Source organism: Cellulomonas soli (genome assembly GCF_052036975.1).
Classification (GTDB): Bacteria; Actinomycetota; Actinomycetes; order Actinomycetales; family Cellulomonadaceae; genus Cellulomonas; species Cellulomonas soli_A.
Genome location: NZ_JBQIAR010000021.1, coordinates 18,221 through 40,545, shown reverse-complemented (window position 1 = coordinate 40,545; position 22,325 = coordinate 18,221). Strand labels below are relative to the sequence as shown.

General features: G+C 72.0%; 13 protein-coding genes. 7 read left to right on the top strand and 6 right to left on the bottom strand.

The genetic code is table 11. The features are described 5' to 3' along the window. The first annotated feature begins 137 nt into the window (after positions 1-137). The 3 genes from arfA (at position 138) to ACTHAM_RS16725 (ending at position 5,281) form a co-directional block, all read left to right on the top strand. Complete coding sequence (gene arfA / locus ACTHAM_RS16735; protein WP_440689536.1) at positions 138-1,670, top strand: arabinosylfuranosidase ArfA; 1,533 nt, start codon at positions 138-140, stop codon at positions 1,668-1,670. A gap of 199 nt (positions 1,671-1,869) precedes the next feature. Beyond that, on the top strand, positions 1,870-3,663 hold the full coding sequence (locus ACTHAM_RS16730) for an SLC13 family permease (RefSeq protein ID WP_440689540.1): 1,794 nt from the start codon (positions 1,870-1,872) through the stop codon (positions 3,661-3,663). 103 nt (positions 3,664-3,766) lie between these two features. Continuing rightward, positions 3,767-5,281 (top strand): leucyl aminopeptidase, encoded by a 1,515-nt coding sequence (locus ACTHAM_RS16725; protein ID WP_440689534.1) that lies wholly within the window; start codon positions 3,767-3,769, stop codon positions 5,279-5,281. A gap of 88 nt (positions 5,282-5,369) precedes the next feature. Here ACTHAM_RS16725 and ACTHAM_RS16720 read toward each other — a convergent pair whose 3' ends face one another. Then, entirely contained in the window at positions 5,370-6,959 is a 1,590-nt protein-coding gene (locus tag ACTHAM_RS16720) for an AbgT family transporter (RefSeq protein WP_440689532.1), read from the bottom strand. 228 nt (positions 6,960-7,187) lie between these two features. On the opposite strand from ACTHAM_RS16720, the gene ACTHAM_RS16715 reads away from it, so the two are divergent. Further along, entirely contained in the window at positions 7,188-8,408 is a 1,221-nt protein-coding gene (locus tag ACTHAM_RS16715; protein WP_440689530.1) for a hypothetical protein, read from the top strand. A 58-nt stretch (positions 8,409-8,466) separates the two neighbouring features. Here ACTHAM_RS16715 and ACTHAM_RS16710 read toward each other — a convergent pair whose 3' ends face one another. Together ACTHAM_RS16710 and ACTHAM_RS16705 are read right to left on the bottom strand one after the other, a co-directional pair. After that, positions 8,467-10,149, bottom strand: coding sequence for a beta-1,3-glucanase family protein (locus ACTHAM_RS16710; RefSeq protein ID WP_440689528.1), 1,683 nt, complete (start codon positions 10,147-10,149; stop codon positions 8,467-8,469). Positions 10,150-10,436: 287 nt separating this feature from the next. Beyond that, positions 10,437-13,016, bottom strand: a complete 2,580-nt coding sequence (locus ACTHAM_RS16705) for an ATP-dependent Clp protease ATP-binding subunit (RefSeq protein ID WP_440689526.1) — start codon at positions 13,014-13,016, stop codon at positions 10,437-10,439. 306 nt (positions 13,017-13,322) lie between these two features. Between ACTHAM_RS16705 and ACTHAM_RS16700 the strand changes: the two genes are divergently transcribed. Then, positions 13,323-15,662 (top strand): beta-L-arabinofuranosidase domain-containing protein, encoded by a 2,340-nt coding sequence (locus ACTHAM_RS16700; protein WP_440689524.1) that lies wholly within the window; start codon positions 13,323-13,325, stop codon positions 15,660-15,662. Between the two features lie 24 nt (positions 15,663-15,686). Here the strand turns inward: ACTHAM_RS16700 and ACTHAM_RS16695 are convergent, their stop codons facing one another. Further along, positions 15,687-16,136, bottom strand: coding sequence for an acyl-CoA thioesterase (locus tag ACTHAM_RS16695; protein WP_440689522.1), 450 nt, complete (start codon positions 16,134-16,136; stop codon positions 15,687-15,689). 5 nt (positions 16,137-16,141) lie between these two features. Then, positions 16,142-17,434 (bottom strand): multidrug effflux MFS transporter, encoded by a 1,293-nt coding sequence (locus ACTHAM_RS16690; protein ID WP_440689520.1) that lies wholly within the window; start codon positions 17,432-17,434, stop codon positions 16,142-16,144. Between the two features lie 90 nt (positions 17,435-17,524). Between ACTHAM_RS16690 and ACTHAM_RS16685 the strand changes: the two genes are divergently transcribed. After that, a complete protein-coding gene (locus ACTHAM_RS16685) occupies positions 17,525-17,992 on the top strand; it encodes a MarR family winged helix-turn-helix transcriptional regulator (RefSeq protein ID WP_440689518.1) in 468 nt (155 codons plus the stop codon). A 45-nt stretch (positions 17,993-18,037) separates the two neighbouring features. Here ACTHAM_RS16685 and ACTHAM_RS16680 read toward each other — a convergent pair whose 3' ends face one another. Beyond that, on the bottom strand, positions 18,038-19,921 hold the full coding sequence (locus tag ACTHAM_RS16680; protein WP_440689516.1) for an alkyl/aryl-sulfatase: 1,884 nt from the start codon (positions 19,919-19,921) through the stop codon (positions 18,038-18,040). 331 nt (positions 19,922-20,252) lie between these two features. On the opposite strand from ACTHAM_RS16680, the gene ACTHAM_RS16675 reads away from it, so the two are divergent. Then, positions 20,253-22,280 (top strand): glucose PTS transporter subunit IIA, encoded by a 2,028-nt coding sequence (locus ACTHAM_RS16675; protein ID WP_440689514.1) that lies wholly within the window; start codon positions 20,253-20,255, stop codon positions 22,278-22,280. Positions 22,281-22,325: the final 45 nt, after the last annotated feature.

Genomic DNA, 22,325 nt, shown 5'->3' with positions numbered 1-22,325 from the left:
CTGCCCTGACTCCCCCGCCGACACGGCGGGACCTCGGGCGAGCGGGCGATGACGAGAGCCCCGCGCGGGCTGTACACTCGCGTTTACAACGATGCAATTGCCGGACAGCGATGTCCGCCCCCTCCAGGAGTGCCCCGATGACTCAGCGCGCCACCGTCCTGCTCCACCCCGACTTCCGTGTGGGGGCCGTCGACCGCCGCCTGTTCGGCTCGTTCGTCGAGCACCTCGGCCGCGCCGTCTACACGGGCATCTACGAGCCCGGTCACGACACGGCCGACGAGCACGGCTTCCGTCGCGACGTCGCCGACCTCACGCACGAGCTCGGTGTGAGCATGGTCCGCTACCCGGGCGGCAACTTCGTCTCCAACTACAACTGGGAGGACGGCGTCGGCCCGGTCGAGCAGCGCAAGCCGTTCATCGACCTCGCCTGGCGCACGATCGAGCCCAACACGATCGGCACCGACGAGTTCCTGCAGTGGGCCGAGCGCGAGGGCATCGAGCCGATGATGGCCGTGAACCTCGGCACCCGCGGCGTCGCCGCCGCCGCGGCACTCGTCGAGTACGTCAACGGCGAGGCCGGCAGCAAGTGGGCCGACATGCGCATCGCGAACGGCCGCGAGAAGCCCTACGGCGTGAAGCTGTGGTGCCTGGGCAACGAGATGGACGGCCCGTGGCAGATCGGCCACAAGGACGCCCACGAGTACGGCAAGCTCGCCGGCGAGGCCGGCAAGGCCATGAAGCTCGTCGACCCGAACATCGAGCTCGTCGTCTGCGGCTCGTCCTCCATGTACATGGACACGTTCGGCGAGTGGGAGCAGACGGTCCTGTCGTACACCTACGACATCGTCGACCACATCTCCATGCACGCGTACTACGAGGAGCTCGACGGGGACCGCGCCTCGTTCCTCGGCTCCGCCACCGCGATGGACCGGTTCATCCGCCGCGTCGTCGCGTCGGCCGACGCCGTCGGTGCGCGCAAGCGCTCGGACAAGACCATCACCATCTCGTTCGACGAGTGGAACGTCTGGTACCTGGAGTCGCGGTTCCCCGGCGAGGCGAACCTGCCGTTGCAGAAGGACGCCCCGCGCATCATCGAGGACATCTACTCGGGCCTCGACGCCGTGGTCGTCGGCGATCTGCTGAACACGCTGGTCAACCACGCCGACCGGGTGCCCGTCGCGTGCCTCGCACAGCTCGTCAACGTCATCGCGCCGATCATGACCGAGCCGGGTGGCGAGGCCTGGAAGCAGCCGACGTTCTTCCCGTTCGCGCAGGCCGCCCGGACCGCGCGCGGCACTGCCCTCGACCTGCGCGTCGACGCCCCCGTCTTCACCACGAAGCGTCACGGTGACGTGCCGACCGTCACCGCGGCCGCCACGTGGGACGAGACGGACGGCTCGCTGGCCCTGTTCCTCACCAACCGCACCGCCGAGCCGGTCGACGTGACGATCTCGCACCTCGGCGCGAGCATCACCCTGACCGCCGGCCTCGAGGTGACCGCGGACCACGAGCCGGCCGTCGCCGGACCGGCGCACGCCGCCACGGTCGCCGAGAAGCACGTGCGCGTGATCGACGCCCCCGCGGTGCGCATCGAGAAGGACGGCAGCACCGTCGTCACGCTCGCCCCCGAGTCGTGGACCGCCTTCGAGGGGTCCGCCGCGCGCGCCTGACCCGACGCGGCTCCGGTCCGCACCCACCGCCGCAGGCCGGTACCCCTCCCACCGGGGGTGCCGGCCTGCGGCGCGTCCACCCGACCCGGCACCCGCGGGGAGAGCACGCGCCGGACGCAGCGCGCCGCAGGCGAGGAGGTGCGAGGGTAGCCCCGACGGATGCCGCGTGACGTCGAGGGACGGAGGGCGTGTGGACCCGATGGTCGCGAGCTTCGCCGTGCTGGGCGGGGCCATCGTGCTGTTCGCCTGGAACCGGTTGCCCGTCGGCATCGTCGCGATCCTGACCGCGCTCGCCCTGTGGCTGACAGGTGCGGTCGACCTCGACACCGCACTGGCCGGGTTCGGGGACCCCATCGTCATCTTCATCGCCACGCTGTTCGTCATCAGCGAAGGCCTCGAGCAGTCCGGCGTCACGGCCTGGGCAGGCCAGGTGCTGACCGCGAAGGCCGGCACCGGGCGCACCCGCCTGCTCGTCGCACTCATGGCGCTGGGCGCGGTGATGGCCGCGGTCGTCACCCCGAACGGCGCGGCGGCCGCCCTGCTCCCCGTCGCGGTGATCGCGGCCCGCAAGGCCGGCGAGAGCACGTCCCAGATGCTGATGCCGCTGGCGTTCGCGGCCAGCGCCGGGGCGCTCCTGGCGTTGTCGGGCAGCACGGTCAACGTCATCGTGTCCGAGGCGCTGGCCGCCGAGACCGGCCGCCCGTTCCGGTTCTTCGAGTTCGCGGTCGTCGGTGTGCCGCTGGTGGCCGTGACCGTCGCCGTCGCGGCGCTCGGCGGGCGGTTCCTGCTGCCCCGACGGACCCCCGACTCGCTGCCCTCGGACTTCAGCCGGCACGTCGACACCCTGGTCGAGCACTACCAGCTGGACCACGGCTTCTTCCGGTTGCGGGTGGACGCCGGTGCGGCGGCGGTCGGTCACCCGTGGCCGACGCTGGCCGGTCCCGACGACCTGCAGGCGATCGGCCTGCAGGACCTCACCGGCGAGCCGGCGCCACTGGGGCGGGCCCTGGAGCCCGGCGACGTGCTCGTGGTGACCGGCGCCGTGGAGTCGGTCAGTGCGGCGGCCGCCGACCACGGCATGACGGTGGTCCGCACCCCGCTGACCCGGGCGACGCGCACCGAGCTGCTGAACAAGGAGGTCGGTGTCGCCGAGCTGGTCGTCCCGCCGCGCTCCGACGCGATCGGGCGCACGTTCTTCCCCGGGATCGTGCGCGACGACGTGACCGTGCTCGGCATCAACCGGCTCGGCCGGGAGCGCGGCGCCGAGCCGACGGCGCTCGCCGAGGGCGACATGCTGCTGGTGCACGGCACGTGGCCGGCGATCGAGGCGCTCGCGTACGACCAGGAGGTGCTGGTCGTCGACTCCCCCGAGCTGGTGCGCCGGCAGACCGTCGCACTCGGCAGCACCGCACCGCGAGCCCTCGCCGTGCTGGCGGTGACCATCGTGCTGCTGGCCGGGGGCATCACGACACCGGCGGTGGCCGGTCTGGTCGGTGCGGTGCTCATGGTGCTCACGGGTGTCGTCAGCTCGCAGCAGGCCTACCGCGCGATCTCGTGGCAGACCGTGGTGCTGGTCGGCGGGCTCATCCCGCTGTCGGTGGCGATCCAGACCAGCGGTGCGGCCGAGGTGATCGCCGACGCCATGATCCGGCTCGTGGGCGACGGCGGCGGGTACGCGCTGCTGGCCGCGTTGTTCCTGCTCACCGCCACGCTCGGGCAGGTGGTGAGCAACACGGCCACCGTGCTCATCGTGACGCCCATCGCGGTGGCGGCGGCGACCGAGACGGGCGTGGCGCTCGCCCCGGTGCTCATGCTCGTGGCCGTGGCGGGCGCCGCCTCGTTCCTCACCCCGATCGCGACACCGGCGAACATGCTCGTGATGGGCCCCGGTGGGTACCGGTTCGGCGACTACTGGAAGCTCGGGCTGTCCACCATGGTCACCTGGCTGGCCGTCGCCCTTCTCGTCATCCCGCTGGTGTGGCCGTTCACCTGACCCCCGCACCCCGACCCCGCAGACCGCCGCCCGCAGCGCACCAGTCGCACCACTCCCAGCACACGCAACACACGCAGCACACCAGGAGAGCAGAGGACCACCGATGACCAGCGACAGCACCGAGCTCGACCTCGTCCCGTCCGACACCGCCGTCCGAGCCGTGCAGGTCACGGTCGTCGCCGAGGCACCCGCGGGCGCGACAGTCGGCATCGGGGTCGGTTCCGACGGCGACGTCTCCGCCATCCTCGGCCTCAACCGGGGCCAGCTGGAACGCTGGGGCTTCGCCGGACGCTCCGGGCAGACCTTCGCCGTCCCCGGCGAGCGACCGACGGTGGCGGTCGGGACGGGCGTGTCCGCCGACCTGACGCCGGCCGTGCTGCGGGACGCCGCCGCGGCGTTCGCCCGCGCGGTCGCCCGCGACGACGTCGTCGTGACCTCGCTGGCCGACACGCCGGGCGTCGATGCGGGGCAGGCCGCGCAGGCCGTCGTCGAGGGCGTGCTGCTCGGTCGCTACCGGTTCGACGAGCTGCGCACGGCAGCCACCACTGTGCCGGTCGAGGAGATCGTGCTGGTGCTCGCCGGCGCCGACCAGGCGCGGCTCGAGCTGGCCCGGGCCGGTGCCCGCACCGGCCAGGTGATGGCCCGTGCGACGGCCGTCTCGCGCGACCTGGCCAACTTCCCGCCCGGGTACCTGACGGCCCCGGCGTTCGCCGACGTCGCGGTGCGGCTGGGCGAGGCCGCCGGCCTCGAGGTGCAGGTGTACGACAAGGCAGCCCTGGTCGAGCTCGGCTGCGGGGGGCTGCTGGGCGTCAACGCCGGCTCCGTCGTGGAACCGCGCATGATCCGCCTGACGTACACGCCCACGGGTACCCCCGCCGGGCACCTGGGCCTGGTCGGCAAGGGCATCACCTACGACTCGGGCGGCATCTCGCTCAAGCCGTCCAACGCGATGCATGCCGCGATGAAGATGGACATGGCGGGCGCCGGCTCGGTGCTCGCCGCCATGACCGTGCTGGCCGAGCTCGAGGTGCCGGTGACGGTGTCCGCGTACCTGGCCTGCACCGACAACATGCCCTCGGGTTCGGCCACCAAGCTCGGCGACGTGCTGACCAGCCGCGCCGGCCGCACGATCGAGGTCCTGAACACCGACGCCGAGGGGCGCCTGGTGATGGTCGACGCGATCGCCCTGGCCCTCGAGGACGGCGTGGACGCGATCGTCGACATCGCGACGCTGACGGGCGCCTGCCTGGCGGCCCTCGGGACGCGCAGCGCCGGGCTGATCGGCAACGACGACGCACTGGCCGCGCTCGTCGAGGACGCCGCCCAGCTGACCGACGAGACGGTCTGGCGTCTGCCCCTGGACCGGCGCTACCGCTCCCAGCTGGACTCGGAGGTCGCCGACATCAAGAACCTCGGCGGGGAGTTCGCCGGCGCGATCACCGCCGCGCTGTTCCTGGCCGAGTGGGTCGGCGCGACGCCGTGGGCGCACCTGGACATCGCCGGCCCGATGAAGTCCGACACGGACGACGCGTGGCGCACCAAGGGGGCCACGGGGTTCGGGGCGCGGCTGCTCGCGGAGGTCGCCCGCACCTGGTCACCGGAGGGCGCTCCGGCCTGACCGTCGACCCTGACGGGGTGCCCGTCGCACACGCCACGGCCCACCTGCCGGCACCTGCCGGGGTGGGCCGTGGCGTGTGCAGGCCGTGTCAGGCCAGATGGACAGGTGCCCCGGGGCCGAGCGGCAGACCCAGCAAGTACCAGACGATCAGCAACGCCGTCCATGCCACCATCAGCACGACCGTGTACGGGAGCATCAGCGAGATGATCGACCCGACACCGGTCTTGCGGTGGTACTTCTCGGCGAAGATCACGATGAGCGCGAAGTACGGCATGAGCGGTGTGACGATGTTGATCGGCGAGTCACCCACCCGGTAGGCGGCGAGCGCCAGCTCGGGTGCCAGGCCCAGCTGGATGAACAGCGGCACGAAGATCGGCGCGAAGATCGCCCACTTGGGCACCACACCGCCGATGAAGATGTCGATCACCGCGGTCATCAGCACGAACCCCAGCAGCAGCCACACCGGGTGCAGCCCGGCGGTCTCCAGCGCGTCGGCCATGTTGACCGCGGCGATCGTGCCCAGCTGGGAGTAGTTGAAGTAGGCGATGAACTGGCTGATGACCAGCAGCAGGAAGATCAGACCGGCCAGGCCGGCGATGGTCTTCGTCATCGGGTTGATGACGTCCATGGACCCCTTCACCGTGCCGGCGCCCTTGCCGTAGCACAGGCCCATCACGAAGAAGTAGACGAGGATCAGGAAGATGATGCTGCTCATGAGGGGCGACCCCTCGAGCAGCGAACCGGTCTCCGGGTTGCGCAGCACCGCGTTCGGCGGCAGGGACAGCGCCAGGACCACGGCCGTCACCCCGAGCAGGCCCCACCCGGCGAACCGCAGGCCGCGCCGCTCCGCGGCCGTGAGGTCGTGCTCGCTGGCGCTGCCGTCACCCAGCTGCGACGGGTCGGGAGCCTCGGCGTCGGCGTCGTAGCGCCCCAGCCGCGGCTCGACGATCTTCTCGGTGACCCACGTCGCCAGCAGCGTGACCAGGATCGTCGAGACGATCCCGAAGTAGAGGTTGCCGGTGATGGCGACCTGGTCGGCCGGGTTCGGGATCGACTCGTTGGTGATCTCCGTGAGCATCCCGTCGGCGGGGGTGATCAGCAGGTTGACGCCGAACCCGCCGCCCACGCCCGCGAACGCCGCCGCGAGTCCGGCCAACGGGTGACGCCCCAAGGAGTAGAAGACGGCGGCAGCCAACGGGATCAGCACCAGGTACCCGGCGTCGGTGGCGATCGAGGAGAGCACCCCCAGGAACACCACGATCACCGTGATGAAGCGCCGCGGCGTGACCTTGACGAGTCGTTTGATGAAGGCTCCGATGAGCCCGGTCGACTCGGCGAACCCGACACCGATCATCGCCACGACGATCACGCCGACGACGCCGAAGTCGTTGAAGTTCGACACCGGCGAGGTGAAGATGAACCGCAGCCCGTCGGCCGTCAGCAGCGACCTCGCGGCGACCGTGACGGTCTCGGTGACCGGCTCGTCGCCCTCGACGATCTCCTCCCCGAGCGACGCCTCGCTGTCGACGTCCGTGGTCACCACGGCCTGCTCGAAGGTGACCTCGGACCCGGCCAGGTAGAACACGTGCGACAGCACGAGCACCAGCGCGATGAGCGCCAGGAAGATCATCACCGGGTGCGGGACCTTGTTGCCCGCACGTTCGATCGCGCCCAGCATCCGATCGATACGAGAAGGTCGCTCCACTGCCTCTGCCGCCATGCTCGCCTCTTCCAGGGAGCGCAGACCGCTGCCGGGCGGCGGCCTGACGTGGGGATTCGCCGACGCGCGCAGACTATCGACGCCACGCACGCCGCGCGCGCGGACGGGGCCAGCGGTGGCCGACGCCCGCCGGCGGGTGTACGAACACCTCGGAGGACTCCGTCCCCACCGAGGAGGGACACCGCGATGCCCCTGCAGCTGGCGCCCGGTCTGCACCGGGTCGGTTTCGAGCCGGAGGTGCACGGCTTCGCGTTCCCGAACGCGTTCGTCGACACCCTGGTGACCTTGCCCGGCGGGTCCACGATCAGCACGGCGGGTCGGTGCGGCGGCATGGCCGCGCTCGCCCTCGACCACTTCCACGCCGGGCTGCCGGCGCCCCGGTGGGGACCCTCGCTGTGGGCTCCGTCGCGGGTGCCGCCCGACGAGCACTGGTTGTCCGTGGCGATCCGGGACCGGCAGCTCGACTCGTTCCTGGTCGGTTCCGCCCTGAAGTTCCTCACCTGGTCGCTGCAGGGCGACGGGCCGACCTGGGTGCTGCCCGGCATCACCCGCCGCACCGAGCAGGACGAGCTGCCCCGCCTGGCCTCCCTGCTGCGCGCCGGGGTGCCGGTGATCCTCGGCCTCGTCGTCGCCCGGGACCTGCGCAGCGTCGCCCAGAACCACCAGGTCGTCGCCTACGGCTACGAGTACGACATCGTGGCGGGTCGCACCACGATCCTCGTGCACGACCCGAACTCCCCCGGACGCGAGGTCACCCTGGTCGGCCACGACGACCGGGCCGGCTGGGTCGCCTCGAACGGGCGCGTGTGGCGGGGCTTCTTCGTGCACGACTACGTGCGGCACGAGCCGCCCGCCCTGACCCGCGACCCGGCGGACCCCGCACGACCGATCCGCCTCGGCGACCACCTGGTGCTCGTGCACGCGTGGACCGGGCGCGTGCTGCACGGCGCCGAGGACCGCTACCGGCACGCGGGGACGTCCGGCCAGCACCGGGTCACCGCCGACGACTCCGTCGACGGCACCCGCTGGCAGGTGCAGCCGCGCCACGACCGCCGGGAACGGACGGACGTCACCGACGCGGTGACCAGCGGTGACGTGGTGCGGCTGCGTCTGCAGGGCACCGACCGGCACCTGCACAGCCACCGTGGCGTCCCCTCCCCGACCACCCACCAGCAGGAGGTCACGACGTTCGCGGACCGCGACCGCAACGACGACTGGCGGGTGGTGGTCGACGGCGACGGCCCGTGGCTGGCCGGGTCGCGCATCCGGCTCGAGCACGTGCGCACCGGTGCGGCCCTGCAGACGCACCCCGCACCGGACGCGGGGGGCACCGACGGCGAGCAGGAGGTCACCGCCTCCTCGCTGCCCGGCCCCCACGGCTGGTGGACGACCCTCGAGGTCGGCTGACACGCGCGCGGGGCCCGCCCTGCGTCAGCAGGACAGGCCCCGTCGGTCGGCGGGCCGATCAGGCGGCCGCCGTGGCCCACTTCTGGTTGGCCGTCCCGGCGCACGACCAGATCTGCAGCAGCGCACCGTTCGCGCCGTTCCAGTCCGTGACGTCCAGGCACCGGCCGGCCTGCGGGTTGACCAGGTCACCGGCGTCCGTCAGCACCCACTCCTGCGCCGGGTTGCCCGAGCAGTTCGCGATCTGCACGGGTGCACCGTCACCGAACGGGCCCCACGCGACGTCCAGGCACTGCCCGTTCTGCGTGCGGATCGTGCCGTCGACCATCTGCCACTGCTGGTTGCTGCTGCCGGCGCAGTCCCACAGCTGCACCCGCACGCCGTCGCCGAAGTTCCACGCCGGCACGTCCAGGCACTTGCCGTTCCATGCGCTGATCACAGCGACCTTGCCGGTGCCGCTCGCCGCGCCGTCGTCGACCGTGCCGTCGTCGCCGGTCCCCCCGTCGCCGGTGCCTGCGTCGCCCGCACCGGCACCGGCGTCGCCGCCTCCGGTGGCACCGGTCAGCGGTGACAGGTCGATGCGGGCCGAGGTCGGGTCGCCCGAGTGCACGAGCGACTCGAACGCGCCGACGTCGTCGAACGCGAACGCGTAGGCGCGGCCGTCGACCATCGCGGCGTGCACGGCCTTCGCGTACAGGTTGACCGGTGACGACCGGTAGAACTGGCTGCCGTCGGTCACCGGCTCGACCGTGCTGGTGCCGAGCGTGCCGCGGTTCAGCGCGGCACACAGGGTCCGGGCGATCGGCCCGACCACCTGGTCGTTCGGTGCGGCGAGCGCACCGTCACAGCCCCACACGTCGGCCGACGACGGCGTGGAGAACGCGGCCACCTCGGTCCCGCGGGTGTCCGTGAACCGCAGCTTCCCGCCCGAGGTGCGGCCCGTGTAGGTGACGGACGGCTGGTCCTTGAACGGTGAGACGGTGAGGGTGCGGGTCGTGTACGCGGTCCATGCCGTGGCGATCGCCGGGTCGAGGTACCGGGTGTCGAGCAGGCCCGCGCCGGCCGCCTTGCCCGGGGCGAGCACGCGCAGCACGGTGCCGTCGTCCCGGGTGACGACCGTCGAGGCCCACGCCGGGTCGGCCTGCAGCGCCGCGACGACCTGGTCACGGCCGCCATCGACCATCTGCCCTGTGGACGAGGTGCGGCCGTCGGACCCGGTGACGGAGACGGCGTGCGGCACGGCGAACATGTCGACCTGCGAGCTGTTGATCCAGAGCCCGGCGTCGTTGTAGGTCAGCTCGCTCCAGTCGAACAGGATGTCGGCCGTGGGGTCGCCGGACGCCCACGGTGCGGGCTGCACGAGCCCGTCGGGCGTGAGCGAGAACGGCAGGGTGTCACCGAACGAGAAGTAGATCCGCCCGGAGAACCCGCGCGGCACCTTCACGGTGGTGCTGCCGCCGGTCGCGGTGCCGTTGATCGAGACGTCCGGTGCCGGTGACGGCGGGTTGCTGCCGGCGGGCCACGTGTGGAACGCGCCGGAGCCGTCGACCCAGCCCAGCTTCCCGCTGGCCAGGTCGGTGCCGAGCACGTAGAGGTGGACTGCGTCCCCCAGCCCGGTCTGGTTGGCCACCGTGATCGGCAGCACGTCGGGTCCGGTCGCCTGGGCGGGTGCCACGGCACCTGGTCCGGCCAGCAGGGCCAGTGCCCCCACGGCCAGGGCCGCTCCTCGGATGGTTCTGCGCATGGTCGTTCCTCTCGCCCCCCCGACGGTGCCGCGGGCGGACCCGCGGCGGTACCACGCCCGCCACCCGTCGGGCGGGTGGTGCGGACGCACATCCCGGTCACCCCTCAGGGGGGCGGATGTCCGAAATGTCACGAAAGGGTAACAGCGGGAGGGTGCCGGTTCGCCGCCCGACCTCGGCCTTCACCAGGCCCTCACCTCCTGTTCGGAGAGCCGGGCCCGGGCGCGACGACGCCCCGGTCCCTCCGAGGGAACCGGGGCGTCGTCGGTCGTGCAGGGGCCCAGAGGCGTCAGGCGGGCGAGAGCCCCGTGCCGCTGTCGCCACGGGTCGCGGCGGGCGGTGCGGCCGGCACATCCGTGCCGGAACCTGCCGTGCCGACCGGGGCGCCGACGGCGACCGGCTCGGCCGCGTGCTCGCCCTTGGGGACGCCGCGGAAGATGAACTCGCCGAGCAGCCCCTCGCCCTGCGCATCCACGATGACCTTCTGGCCGGCCTTGAGCTCGCCGAACAGGATCTTCTCGGACAGCGCGTCCTCGATGTCCCGCTGGATCGCACGGCGCAGCGGCCGGGCGCCCAGGACCGGGTCGTAGCCCTTCTCCGACAGGAGCTTCTTGGCCGCCTCGGTGACCTCGATGCCCATGTCCTTGTCGCGCAGGCGCTTGTCGAGCTTGGCGATCATCAGGTCGACGATCTGGAAGATCTCCGGCTGCGACAGCTGCGGGAACACGACCACGTCGTCGACGCGGTTGAGGAACTCCGGACGGAAGTGCGTCTTGAGCTCGTCGTTGACCTTGGCCTTCATGCGCTCGTACGACGTCGACAGGTCGCCGCCGGCCTGGAAGCCGGTCATGACGCCCTTGGCGATGTCCCGCGTGCCGAGGTTCGTGGTCATGATGATGACGGTGTTCTTGAAGTCGACCACCCGGCCCTGCGAGTCGGTCAGGCGACCGTCCTCGAGGATCTGCAGCAGCGAGTTGAAGATGTCCGCGTGCGCCTTCTCGACCTCGTCGAACAGCACGACGGAGAACGGACGGCGGCGCACCTTCTCGGTGAGCTGACCGCCCTCGTCGTACCCGACGTAGCCGGGGGGCGAGCCGAACAGCCGCGACACGGTGTGCTTCTCGGAGAACTCCGACATGTCGAGCTGGATCAGCGCGTCCTCGTCCCCGAACAGGAACTCGGCGAGCGCCTTGGCCAGCTCGGTCTTCCCGACACCCGTGGGGCCGGCGAAGATGAACGACCCACCGGGACGCTTCGGGTCCTTCAGACCGGCCCGCGTGCGACGGATCGCCTGCGAGAGCGCCTTGATGGCGGCGTCCTGGCCGACGACCCGCTTGTGCAGGTTCTCCTCCATGTGGAGCAGGCGGCTGGACTCCTCCTCGGTGAGCTTGAACACCGGGATGCCCGTGGCGTTGGCCAGCACCTCGGCGATGAGCTCCTCGTCGACCTCCGCGACGGCGTCGAGGTCGCCGGACTTCCAGGCCTTCTCCTTCTCCTGGCGCTTGAGGCCGAGCTGCTTCTCGGCGTCACGCAGGCGAGCGGCCTTCTCGAAGTCCTGCTCGTCGATCGCCGACTCCTTGTCACGGCGCGTGTTGGCGATCTCCTCGTCCAGCTCGCGCAGCTCCGGCGGGGCCGTCATGCGGCGGATGCGCAGGCGCGCACCGGCCTCGTCGACCAGGTCGATCGCCTTGTCGGGCAGGTAGCGGTCGTTGACGTACCGGTCGGCCAGCGTCGCGGCGGCCACCAGCGCGGCGTCCGTGATGGACACCCGGTGGTGCGCCTCGTACCGGTCGCGCAGACCCTTGAGGATCTCGATCGCGTGCTGCAGGTTCGGCTCGGCGACCTGGATCGGCTGGAAGCGGCGCTCCAGGGCCGGGTCCTTCTCGACGTACTTGCGGTACTCGTCGAGCGTGGTGGCACCGATGGTCTGCAGCTCGCCGCGGGCCAGCATCGGCTTGAGGATGCTGGCGGCGTCGATCGCGCCCTCGGCGGCACCGGCACCGACGAGCGTGTGGATCTCGTCGATGAACAAGATGATGTCGCCGCGCGTGCGGATCTCCTTGAGGACCTTCTTCAGGCGCTCCTCGAAGTCACCGCGGTAGCGCGAACCGGCCACGAGCGCGCCGAGGTCGAGCGTGTAGAGCTGCTTGTCCTTGAGCGTCTCGGGCACGTCGCCGCGCACGATGTCCTGCGCGAGGCCCTCGACGACGGCGGTCTTGCCGACGCCGGGCTCGCCGATGAGGACCGGGTTGTTCTTGGTGCGGCGGGACAGCACCTGCATGACCCGCTCGATCTCCTTCTCGCGCCCGATGACCGGGTCGAGCTTGCCGTCGCGGGCGGCCTGCGTGAGGTTGCGACCGAACTGGTCGAGCACGGCCGAGCCGGAGGGCTGACCCTCGGCGGGGCCACCGGCGGCCACGGGCTCCTTGCCCTGGTAGCCCGAGAGCAGCTGGATGACCTGCTGGCGCACGCGGTTCAGGTCGGCGCCGAGCTTGTTCAGCACCTGGGCGGCGACGCCCTCGCCCTCGCGGATGAGGCCGAGCAGGATGTGCTCGGTGCCGATGTAGTTGTGGCCGAGCTGCAGCGCCTCGCGCAGCGACAGCTCGAGGACCTTCTTGGCGCGCGGCGTGAACGGGATGTGCCCGCTCGGCGCCTGCTGGCCCTCGCCGATGATCTCCTGCACCTGGGCGCGCACGGCGTCCAGGGAGATGCCGAGGGACTCCAGCGCCTTGGCCGCGACACCCTCACCCTCGTGGATCAGGCCCAGGAGGATGTGCTCGGTGCCGATGTAGTTGTGGTTGAGCATCCGCGCCTCTTCCTGGGCGAGGACGACCACGCGGCGGGCTCGGTCGGTGAATCTCTCGAACATGTGCACTCCTCACGAGCGGCGTGCTCGCCGGGCCTCCGGGAACCTCCCGGGTGCACCGACGAGGCGGCGTTGTTCGATGCTAACGGCGGGGGGTGCACTCAACTGCCCGTGTTCGCCGCAGGCGTGACGCCGAGCACCCGACCGGTCGGTCGCGTCAGCGGGATCGACGGCGCGGGGCACGGTCGGGGTGGTCGGGCCGTCGGCGACCGGAAGGCCCTGCCGCACCGGCGGTGCACCGTGGTTTGATGGTGCACGCCGTCCATGTGAACGCTCACACGCACCGTCGCGCGACCTCCTGAGGCCCTCATGCACCAGTTCCCGTTGTCCGCCGTCCGCCTGCTCGACAGCCCGTTCCTCGACGCGCAGCGCACCGACCTGGCCTACCTGCTGGCCCTCGAGCCGGACCGCCTGCTGGCCCCGTACCGTCGCGAGGCGGGGTTGCCGGCACTCGCCGAGCCGTACCCCAACTGGGAGTCCCAGGGCCTCGACGGGCACACGGGTGGGCACGCACTGTCGGCCGCCGCGCTGCTGTGGGCGGCCACGGGCGACGAGCGGGCGCTGACGTTCGCCACCGCGATGGTCGACGGCCTGCGCACCTGCCAGGACGCCCTGGGCACCGGGTACGTCGGCGGCATCCCGCACGGCGTCGAGCTGTGGGAACGCATCGGCCGCGGTCAGGTCAGCGGCGACTCGTTCGGCCTCAACGGCGCCTGGGTGCCCTGGTACAACCTGCACAAGACGTTCGCGGGCCTGATCGACGCCGCCCGGTCCTGCCCCGCCCCGCTGGCCGGGCGTGCGCTGGACGCCGTGGTCCGGCTCGGCGACTGGTGGCTGACCACCTCGGCCGGGCTCGACGACGTGGCGTTCGAGGCCATGCTGCGCACCGAGTTCGGCGGCATGTGCGAGGCGTTCGCCGACCTGGCCGCCCTGACCGGTCGCGAGGAGCACCTGACCATGGCCCGCCGGTTCGCCGACCGGGCCGTGCTCGACCCGCTGCTGGCCGGGCGCGACGAGCTGACCGGCATGCACGCCAACACGCAGATCGCGAAGGTCGTCGGCTACCAGCGGGTCGCCGAGCTGACCGGCGACGTGGCGTGGGCGGGTGCGGCGCGCACGTTCTGGGACGCGGTCGTCGAGCACCGCAGCCTGGCGTTCGGCGGCGACTCGGTCTCCGAGCACTTCCACCCGCGCGACGACTACTCCTCGGCCGTGACCCACCGCGAGGGGCCGGAGAGCTGCAACACCTCGAACATGCTGGAGCTGACACGGCACCTGTTCCTGGCCGACCCGCGCCCCGAGCTCCTCGAGTTCTACGAGCGGGCGACCGTGAACCACGTGCTGTCCGCGCAGCACCCCGACGGCGGCTTCGTGTACTTCACGTCGGCGCGGCCCGGCCACTACCGGGTGTACTCGCAGGTGGACCAGGGGTTCTGGTGCTGCGTGGGCACCGGTCTGGAGAACTACGCGCGGCTGGGCGAGCTGGCGCTGACGCACGACGGCGGCGACCTGCACGTGCTGCTGCCCGTGCCGGTCCGCGTGGACTGGGCCGAGCGCGAGGCGATCGTCGAGCTGACCTCGTCGTACCCCGACGTGTCCGGTCCGTCCGAGGTTGCGCTGACCCTGCACCTGGGCGCGCCGCAGGCGTTCACGGTGCACGTGCGCCGCCCGGGCTGGCTCGCGGACGGCGCCGACCTCGGGCTGCAGGTGCGCGGCGCCGACGGCGTGGAGGTCGACGTGGCTCTCGACGGCATGCGCGTCGTGGCGGGCGAGCACTCCCTCGCGGTGACGCGCACCTGGTCGGACGGGGACCGCCTGACCTACCGACTTCCGGCCCGCGCCGCCGTCGACCGGCTGCCCGACGGCTCCGACTGGGCGGCGCTGCGGTTCGGACCCGTGGTGCTGGTGGCCCGCGGCGGCTCCGACGACCTGGTCGGCCTGCACGCCGACGACTCCCGGATGGGTCACATCGCTGCCGGCCCCCTGCACCCGCTCGGGGACGCACCGGTGCTCGCCGCCGACCGGGACGAGGACCTGGCCGCGGCGCTGACCGCGGTGCCGGGCGCGCCCATGCACTTCACGCTCGGCGGTGCCGCGGACCGGCCGGTGATCCTGGAACCGTTCCACGCCCTGCACGACGCGCGGTACACGCTCTACTTCCCGACGGCGGCCGCCGACCCGCAGGCTGTGGCGCGTCGCCGTGCCGCCCTGCAGGCCGCCGACGAGGCCGCCCTGGTGCTGGCCACGCGCACGGTCGACCACGTCGGCTGCGGGCAGCAGCAGCCGGAAGTCGAGCACGACCTGCTCGGGGACGAGACGTGGACGGGGACCGAGCAGGGCGTGCACTGGCGGACCGCGCGCGGCTGGTTCTCGTACAAGCTGCGTGACCCCGACGCGCGGTCCGCCGTGCTGCGGGTGACGTACCGGGCGGGCACCGGCACCTCCGGCGCGGCGAGCGTGGACGTCGACGGTGCGGTGGTCGCCCACCTGGACGTGCTGGCCGACGTGGGGGGTGCTGCGGTGCTGCGCACGCTCGACGTCCCGCTCGACGCGCTGCCCCGCCCGGCGGGTCCCCGGCGCGTGCGGGTGGCCGCGCACGGCGGGGCGCCCACCCCGGACGTGGTCACGGTGAGCCTGCTGACCGAGTAGCACCCGCCCGCCCACGGGCCCTGCTCACCACCGGTGCAGGGCGGGCTCCTCGCCGGAGAACCGCTCGAACACCGCACGCTCGTCGTCGGTGAACGGCCGCGGCGCGTGCGTCGCACGGTCCAGCTGCACCATGCGCGAGCGGGCGCACAGGTACGTCGTCTCGCCGGACTCGTCGAGGATCTCGTAGGCGAAGTCGACCGACGAGCGGCCGATGCGCGGCACCCACACCTCGACGGCGAACGGCACGGGGCGGAACGTCAGCGGCGTCACGTAGTCGATCTCGTGCTTGACGACCACGAGCAGCGAAGCCGTCATGGCGCCGTCCTCGTCGACCCCCATGCGGGGGAACAGCGTGAACCGCGCGTCGTCCAGGTACCGCAGGAACGCGGCGTTGTTCACGTGGCCGAACAGGTCGACGTCGGACCAGCGCACGGGCATGACGACCCGGCCGCGGCGGGGTTCGAGGGTGCTCACCCTGGTCAGGGTAGGCCGACCTCCGGCGCGGTGCGGGCCGAGGACGCCCGCCGCGTGAGCAGCACCCCGCCGAGCATGACCAGGGTGCTGACCAGCATCACCACGGCCATCGGGATGGCGCTGCGCTCCCCCGCGACACCGACCAGCGGCGCGGCCAGGGCGGCGACGGCGAACTGGGAGGCACCGAGCACGGCCGATCCGGCCCCGGCAGCGTGGGGCACCTCGGCCAGGGCGAGTCCCGTCGCGTTGCCGGCGACCAGGCCGAGGGACGCCACAGCGACGAACAGCAGGACGAGCGTGGGCCACAGCGGGGTGCCCAGCAGGACGGTGTCGACGACCAGCAGAGCACTGGCGGAGGTCATCGTGATGGCGCCGACGATGACGAGCCGCTTCGGACCGACGGTCTCGACCAGCTTGGTGCTCGCGATGCTGGAGGCCATGATCCCGACGGAGTTGACCGCGAAGACCACCGAATAGGCGCCCGTGGACAGCCCGAGCATGGTCTGCAGCACGAACGGCGAGGCGGAGATGTAGGCGAACATCGCACCGAAGCAGAAGACGACCGCGACGGTGCTGCCCACGTAGGCCCGGTTGCGCAGGATCTCGGCCATCTCACGCCCCAGCCCGGCCAGACCGCCACGGCGCCGCTCGGCAGGGGGCAGGCTCTCCCGCACGACGGCCACGGCGGCCAGCGCCATCACCGCACTCACCGCGGTGACGACCCAGTACACGCCACGCCATCCGATGCTGGGGGCCAGCGCCCCACCGAGCAGCGGGGCCAGGACGGGCACGACGCCCTGGATGATCATCAGGCCGTTGAACACCTTGGCGGCCCGCTCCCCGGAGGCGACGTCGGTGACGACGGCCCGGGCGAGCACCACCCCTGCGGCCCCGGCGAACCCCTGCACGAAGCGGGCCCCGATCAGCAGCCCGACGCTCGGCGCGAGCGCGCACGCGGCACTGGCCAGCACGCACACCACGGCACCGACCACCAGCGGACGACGACGGCCCCACTGGTCGGACAGCGGGCCGATGACCAGCTGGCCGAGGGCCAGGCCGATCATGAACGCCGTCAGCGTGAGCTGGACCGCCGAGGCGGAGACGCCCAGGTCGGTCGCGGTGGCGGGGAAGGCCGGCAGGGCGAGGTCGGTCGCCAGCGGCGCGATCGCGGTGAGCAGGGCGAGCGTGCCGATCAGGGCGGCGCTGCCGCCGGTGCGGACGGCAGCCGCGCCAGGCATCGCGTGCGGGGCGTCGGGGGTCGCGGCGTGCTCGAGCACGGGCGAGGCGGAGCTGGGCACAGGTGGTCCTTCGAGAGGTGTGGGGTGCGGGAGCGACGGCGCTCAATCGGTATTAGATCATATCTATCTCTGGATCGATACGATGACCCGATGGACCCCGACACCCCGGCCGCCACGGCCACCACCGACGAGGCCGCCTTCGCCGCGGCCGTGCACGCCGTCGTGCTCCGCCTGCGCCGCCTCGGCGAACGACGCCTGGGCCTGGACCTGCTGCCGATGTCCGAGCTGGAGGTCCTCGCGCACGTCATCGACCACCCGGGCACCACCGTGACCGCCGTCGCCCGCGAGCTCGGCCTGCAGAGCTCCAACGTCAGCACCACCGTGCAGCACCTGGTCACCAAGGGCCTCATGGAACGGCGGACCGACCCCGCCGACGGACGCCGCACGCTGCTGCGACCCACCGCCCAGGCGACGACCGACCGGCAGCGCATCGACGGCGCGTGGACCGCGGTGCTCGGTCAGTTCCTCGACGAGCTCAGCGAGACGGACCGCCACGCGGCGATCGCCGCAACCCCCGCGCTCGTGCGCCTCGCGGCGATCGACCTCGGGCGGCGCTGAGGCCGCGCGACCCCACGGCGTCGGCGGCGGCCAGGTCCACCACGCTCACGGTGTGACGATGGCGAACCCCGGGTCGGTGGCCGCCAGGTACCCCACGAGCGTCCCGAGCTCGCCCGGATCGCCGTCCACGGTGGCGGTCCCGTCCGCGAGCGCGTCGGCCAGGGTGACGGCTCCGGTCATCAGGTCGATGAGCACGGGGCGGGTGAGCCGGAAGGTCGTGACCCCGGGCGTGGGTGCGGGCACGGTGAGGTGGTGCAGGGCGCCGTTGCGCAGCTCGGTCAGGTAGGTGTCGTCGCCGGTGACGATCCAGCACAGGCGCAGGTGCGCGTCGGCGCTGGCGGGGCCGTCGATGCGCACGGCGAGGCTGTCGAACAGCTGGGTGACGGTCAGGGCGCGCAGCAGGTCGGGTGCGTTGGGGTTGGCCGGCGTGCCGAAGGCGCCGTGGCGCAGCTCGGTGGCGCCGGCCAGGTAGGCGGACCGCCAGGTGCCGTTCTCGGTGGCGTAGCCGAGCTGTTCGAGGGTGTCGGCCTGCAGGGCGCGCGCACCGGGGTGGTCGGCGCCGGAGAACAGCACGTGGTCGAGCACCTGGGCGGCCCAGCGGTAGTCGCCGTCGTCGAAGGCGCGCTGCGCGACGGCGACGGCCGCGTCGGCGCCGCCCATCGCCTCGACGTAGCGTCGACCGGCCTGCTCGGGCGGGTGCTGCCACAGGCGTGCGGGGTTGCCCTCGTACCAGCCCATGTACCGCTGGTAGATGGCTTTCACGTTGTGGCTGACGGAGCCGTAGTACCCGCGGGCGTGCCAGGCGTTCTCCAGGGCCGCGGGCAGGGTGAGCATCTCGGCGATCTCGGAGCCGACGTACCCCTGGTTGATCAGGCGGACGGTCTGGTCGTGCAGGTACAGGTACAGGTCGCGTTGCGTGTTCAGGTACTCGACGGCACGCTCGCGCCCCCAGGTGGGCCAGTGGTGGGAGGCGAGGACGACGTCGAGGTCGTCGCCCCACAGCGCCACGGTCTCGGTGAGGTAGTGCGCCCAGGCGTGCGCGTCACGGACCAGGGCACCGCGCAGGGTCAGGATGTTGTGCAGGGTGTGCGTCGCGTTCTCGGCGGTGCACAGCGCGTGCTGCTCGGGCAGGTAGAAGTTCATCTCGGCCGGCGCCTCGGTGCCGGGGGTGATCTGGAAGACCATCCGGAGCCCGTCGACGGTGAGCTCCTGGCCGGTGTGGGTCACGTGCACCGTCGGGACGATGAGGGTGGGTTCACCGGTGGACGTCGTCTGCCCGAGCCCGGCGCCGATCTGCCCTGCCGGGCCGCGTTCGACGGCGGCGCCGTACATGTAGCCGGCACGGCGGCCCATGGCGGTGCCGGCGAACACGTTCTCGGAGACGGCGTGCTCCATGAACCCGGCGGGGGCGACGACCTCCGTGCGACCGGCGTCGACGTCGTCCTGCGAGATCACGCCCTTCACCCCGCCGAAGTGGTCGATGTGCGAGTGCGTGTAGATGACGGCACGGATCGGTCGCTCACCTCGGTGCTCGCAGTAGAGGGCCCACGCCGCCGCGGCGGTCTCCCGGCTGATGAGCGGATCGACGACGACGACACCGCCGTCGGTCTCCAGCACGCTCATCACCGACAGGTCGAAGCCGCGCAGCTGGTACACGCCGGGGACGACCTCGAACAGCCCGTCGATCGCGGTGAGTCGACTCTGCCGCCACAGGCTCGGGTGGGCGGTCGGCGGGGCGTCCGCCTCGAGGAAGGCGTACGCGTCGAGGTCCCACACGACGCGCCCGTCGGCTGCCCGGACCTGCCGGTCGGTGCTGCGGGCGACGAACCCGCGCCGGGCGTCCTCCCAGTCGGCCGTGTCGTGGAACGGCAGGTGCTCGGCTGCGTCCTGCAGGGCGCGCGCGGTGGCGGGGGTGCTGGGGGACGTCATCGTCAGGCTCCCGGGGCGGTCGGGACGTGCGGGTTCACCCACCCGTCGTGTCCCGAGCGTAGGAGCCGGCGACGGGGGCTGCGCGGCGACGGGCGGGGACCGGCACGCGGTCGCCGACGGGCTGCACCGGGCGCGGCGGCAGACCCCGTCGCCGTGACGTAGGTCCGGGACACCGAACCTCACCCGGGTGCTACCGTGGCGGCCGAGCGAGAGCTCACTGACAGGGTTGTAACCCGCCACCGATGTGGGGCAAGGCCTGAGACGCAGTCATGCGCCTCAGGCCTTTTTTTGTGCCCAGACGCCGGCGACCCCGCCGAGAAGGAGACTCAGCATGACGTCCGCAACGACGCGTGACCGAGCAGAGGAGATCGTGGCCGCCATCGGCGGCCCCGCGAACGTCCTCAGCCTCACCCACTGCGCGACCCGCCTGCGCTTCGAGCTGAAGGACGCATCGGTCGTCGACCGCCCGGCCATCGAGAAGGTGCCTGGCGTGATGGGCGCGGTGCCGCAGTCCGGCGACCGCTACCAGGTCGTCGTGGGTGGCGCCGTGCAGTCCGTGTACACCCAGATGATCAACCTGCCCTCGATGAAGGGTGTCGGGAGCGGGCAGTCCGACGCCGACGTCAAGGCGGCCGCGCGCTCGAAGGCCCGCGGCAAGGTCGCCTGGCTCGACGCGTTCTTCGAGTACCTGTCCGACTCGTTCCGCCCGCTGCTGGGTGTGCTGCTCGGCGCCTCGCTGATCATCGCGTTCACCGCGGTGCTCGACGCGCTCGGGGTGGTCGACTTCCGTGCCGCCGACAAGTCCGCAGGCTGGGTGTTCGTCGACGCGATGTGGCGCGCGGTCTTCTACTTCCTGCCGATCATGGTCGCGTACAACGCCGCCAAGAAGCTCGGGGTCGACGCGTGGGTCGGCGCCACCGTCATGGGTGCGCTCCTGACGCCGAACTTCATGAGCCTGTCGGACCCGACGGTCGTCACCAGCACGGTGTGCTCGACCAACGCCACGCTGGGCACCCAGTCGTGCGTCGCGGACATCTTCGGGGTGCCGCTGCAGCTCAACGACTACGGCGGCCAGGTGTTCGTGCCGCTGATCATGGTCGCGGTGCTCGCGGTGGTCTACAAGCTGCTCAAGCGGATCTTCCCCGAGAACATCCAGATGGTCTTCGTGCCGTTCTTCTCGATGGTCATCATGATCCCGGTGACCGCGTTCCTCATCGGCCCCCTGGGCATCTGGCTCGGCTCCGGCCTGGGCAGCGGCCTGGCGTGGCTCAACGGCAACGCCCCCATCGCGTTCGCCATCCTCATCCCCCTGCTGTACCCCTTCCTGGTCCCGCTGGGTCTGCACTGGCCGCTCAACGCTCTGATGCTCATGAACATCGGCACCCTCGGGTACGACTTCATCCAGGGCCCCATGGGCGCGTGGAACTTCGCGTGCTTCGGTGCCACCGCCGGCGTGCTCGTCCTGTCCTGGCGTGACAAGGACGTGCAGATGCGGCAGACCGCGACCGGGGCGCTCGCGGCGGGTCTGCTCGGCGGGATCTCCGAGCCGTCGCTGTACGGCATCCACCTGCGCTTCAAGCGGATCTACCCGCGCATGCTCGTCGGCTGCCTCACCGGTGGTCTGATCATCGGCATCTTCGGCGGGGTCAACACCACCGTCTTCGCCTTCACCTCGGTGCTGACCATCCCGGTGTTCGAGCCGATGCCGCTGTACGCCATCGCCGTCGCCGCGGCGTTCGCGGTCTCGATGACGCTCGTCATCCTCTCCGACTACCGCACGCCCGAGCAGAAGGCCGAGGCCGCCGAGGCCCGCCTGCAGGCCGAGGCCGACCTCGCGCTCGAGGCGTCCACGACCGGCACCGCCGCTCCCGCCGCTGCCGTGGAGTCCGCACCGACTGCCGCTGTGCTCGCCCCCCTGGCCGGCACGCTCGTGCCGCTCGCCGAGGTGCAGGACCCGGTGTTCTCCTCCAAGGCGCTCGGTGACGGGGTCGGCGTCGCACCGGCCGACGACGCGGCCGTGCTCGAGATCGTCGCCCCGGTCAGCGGCACGCTGGTCACGCTGCCGGACAGCCGCCACGCGTACGGCATCAAGACGGACGACGCGGTCGAGGTGCTCGTGCACATCGGCATCGACACCGTGAACATGGCCGGCGACGGCTTCACCGCCGTGGTCGCCAAGGACGACCGTGTCACCGTCGGTCAGGTGCTCGGCACGGTCGACGTCGCGGCAGTGCGTGCCGCCGGGTACGACGCGACCGCGCTGGTGACGGTCATCAACACCCTGTCGCTGACCGAGGTGACGCCGCGACCCGCCGGGCCGGTGGTCCCGGGTGACGTCGTCGTCGACGTGGTCCCCTGAGGACCCGGTCCACCAGGTCCTGACCGTCCACGTACCGAGCGGCCA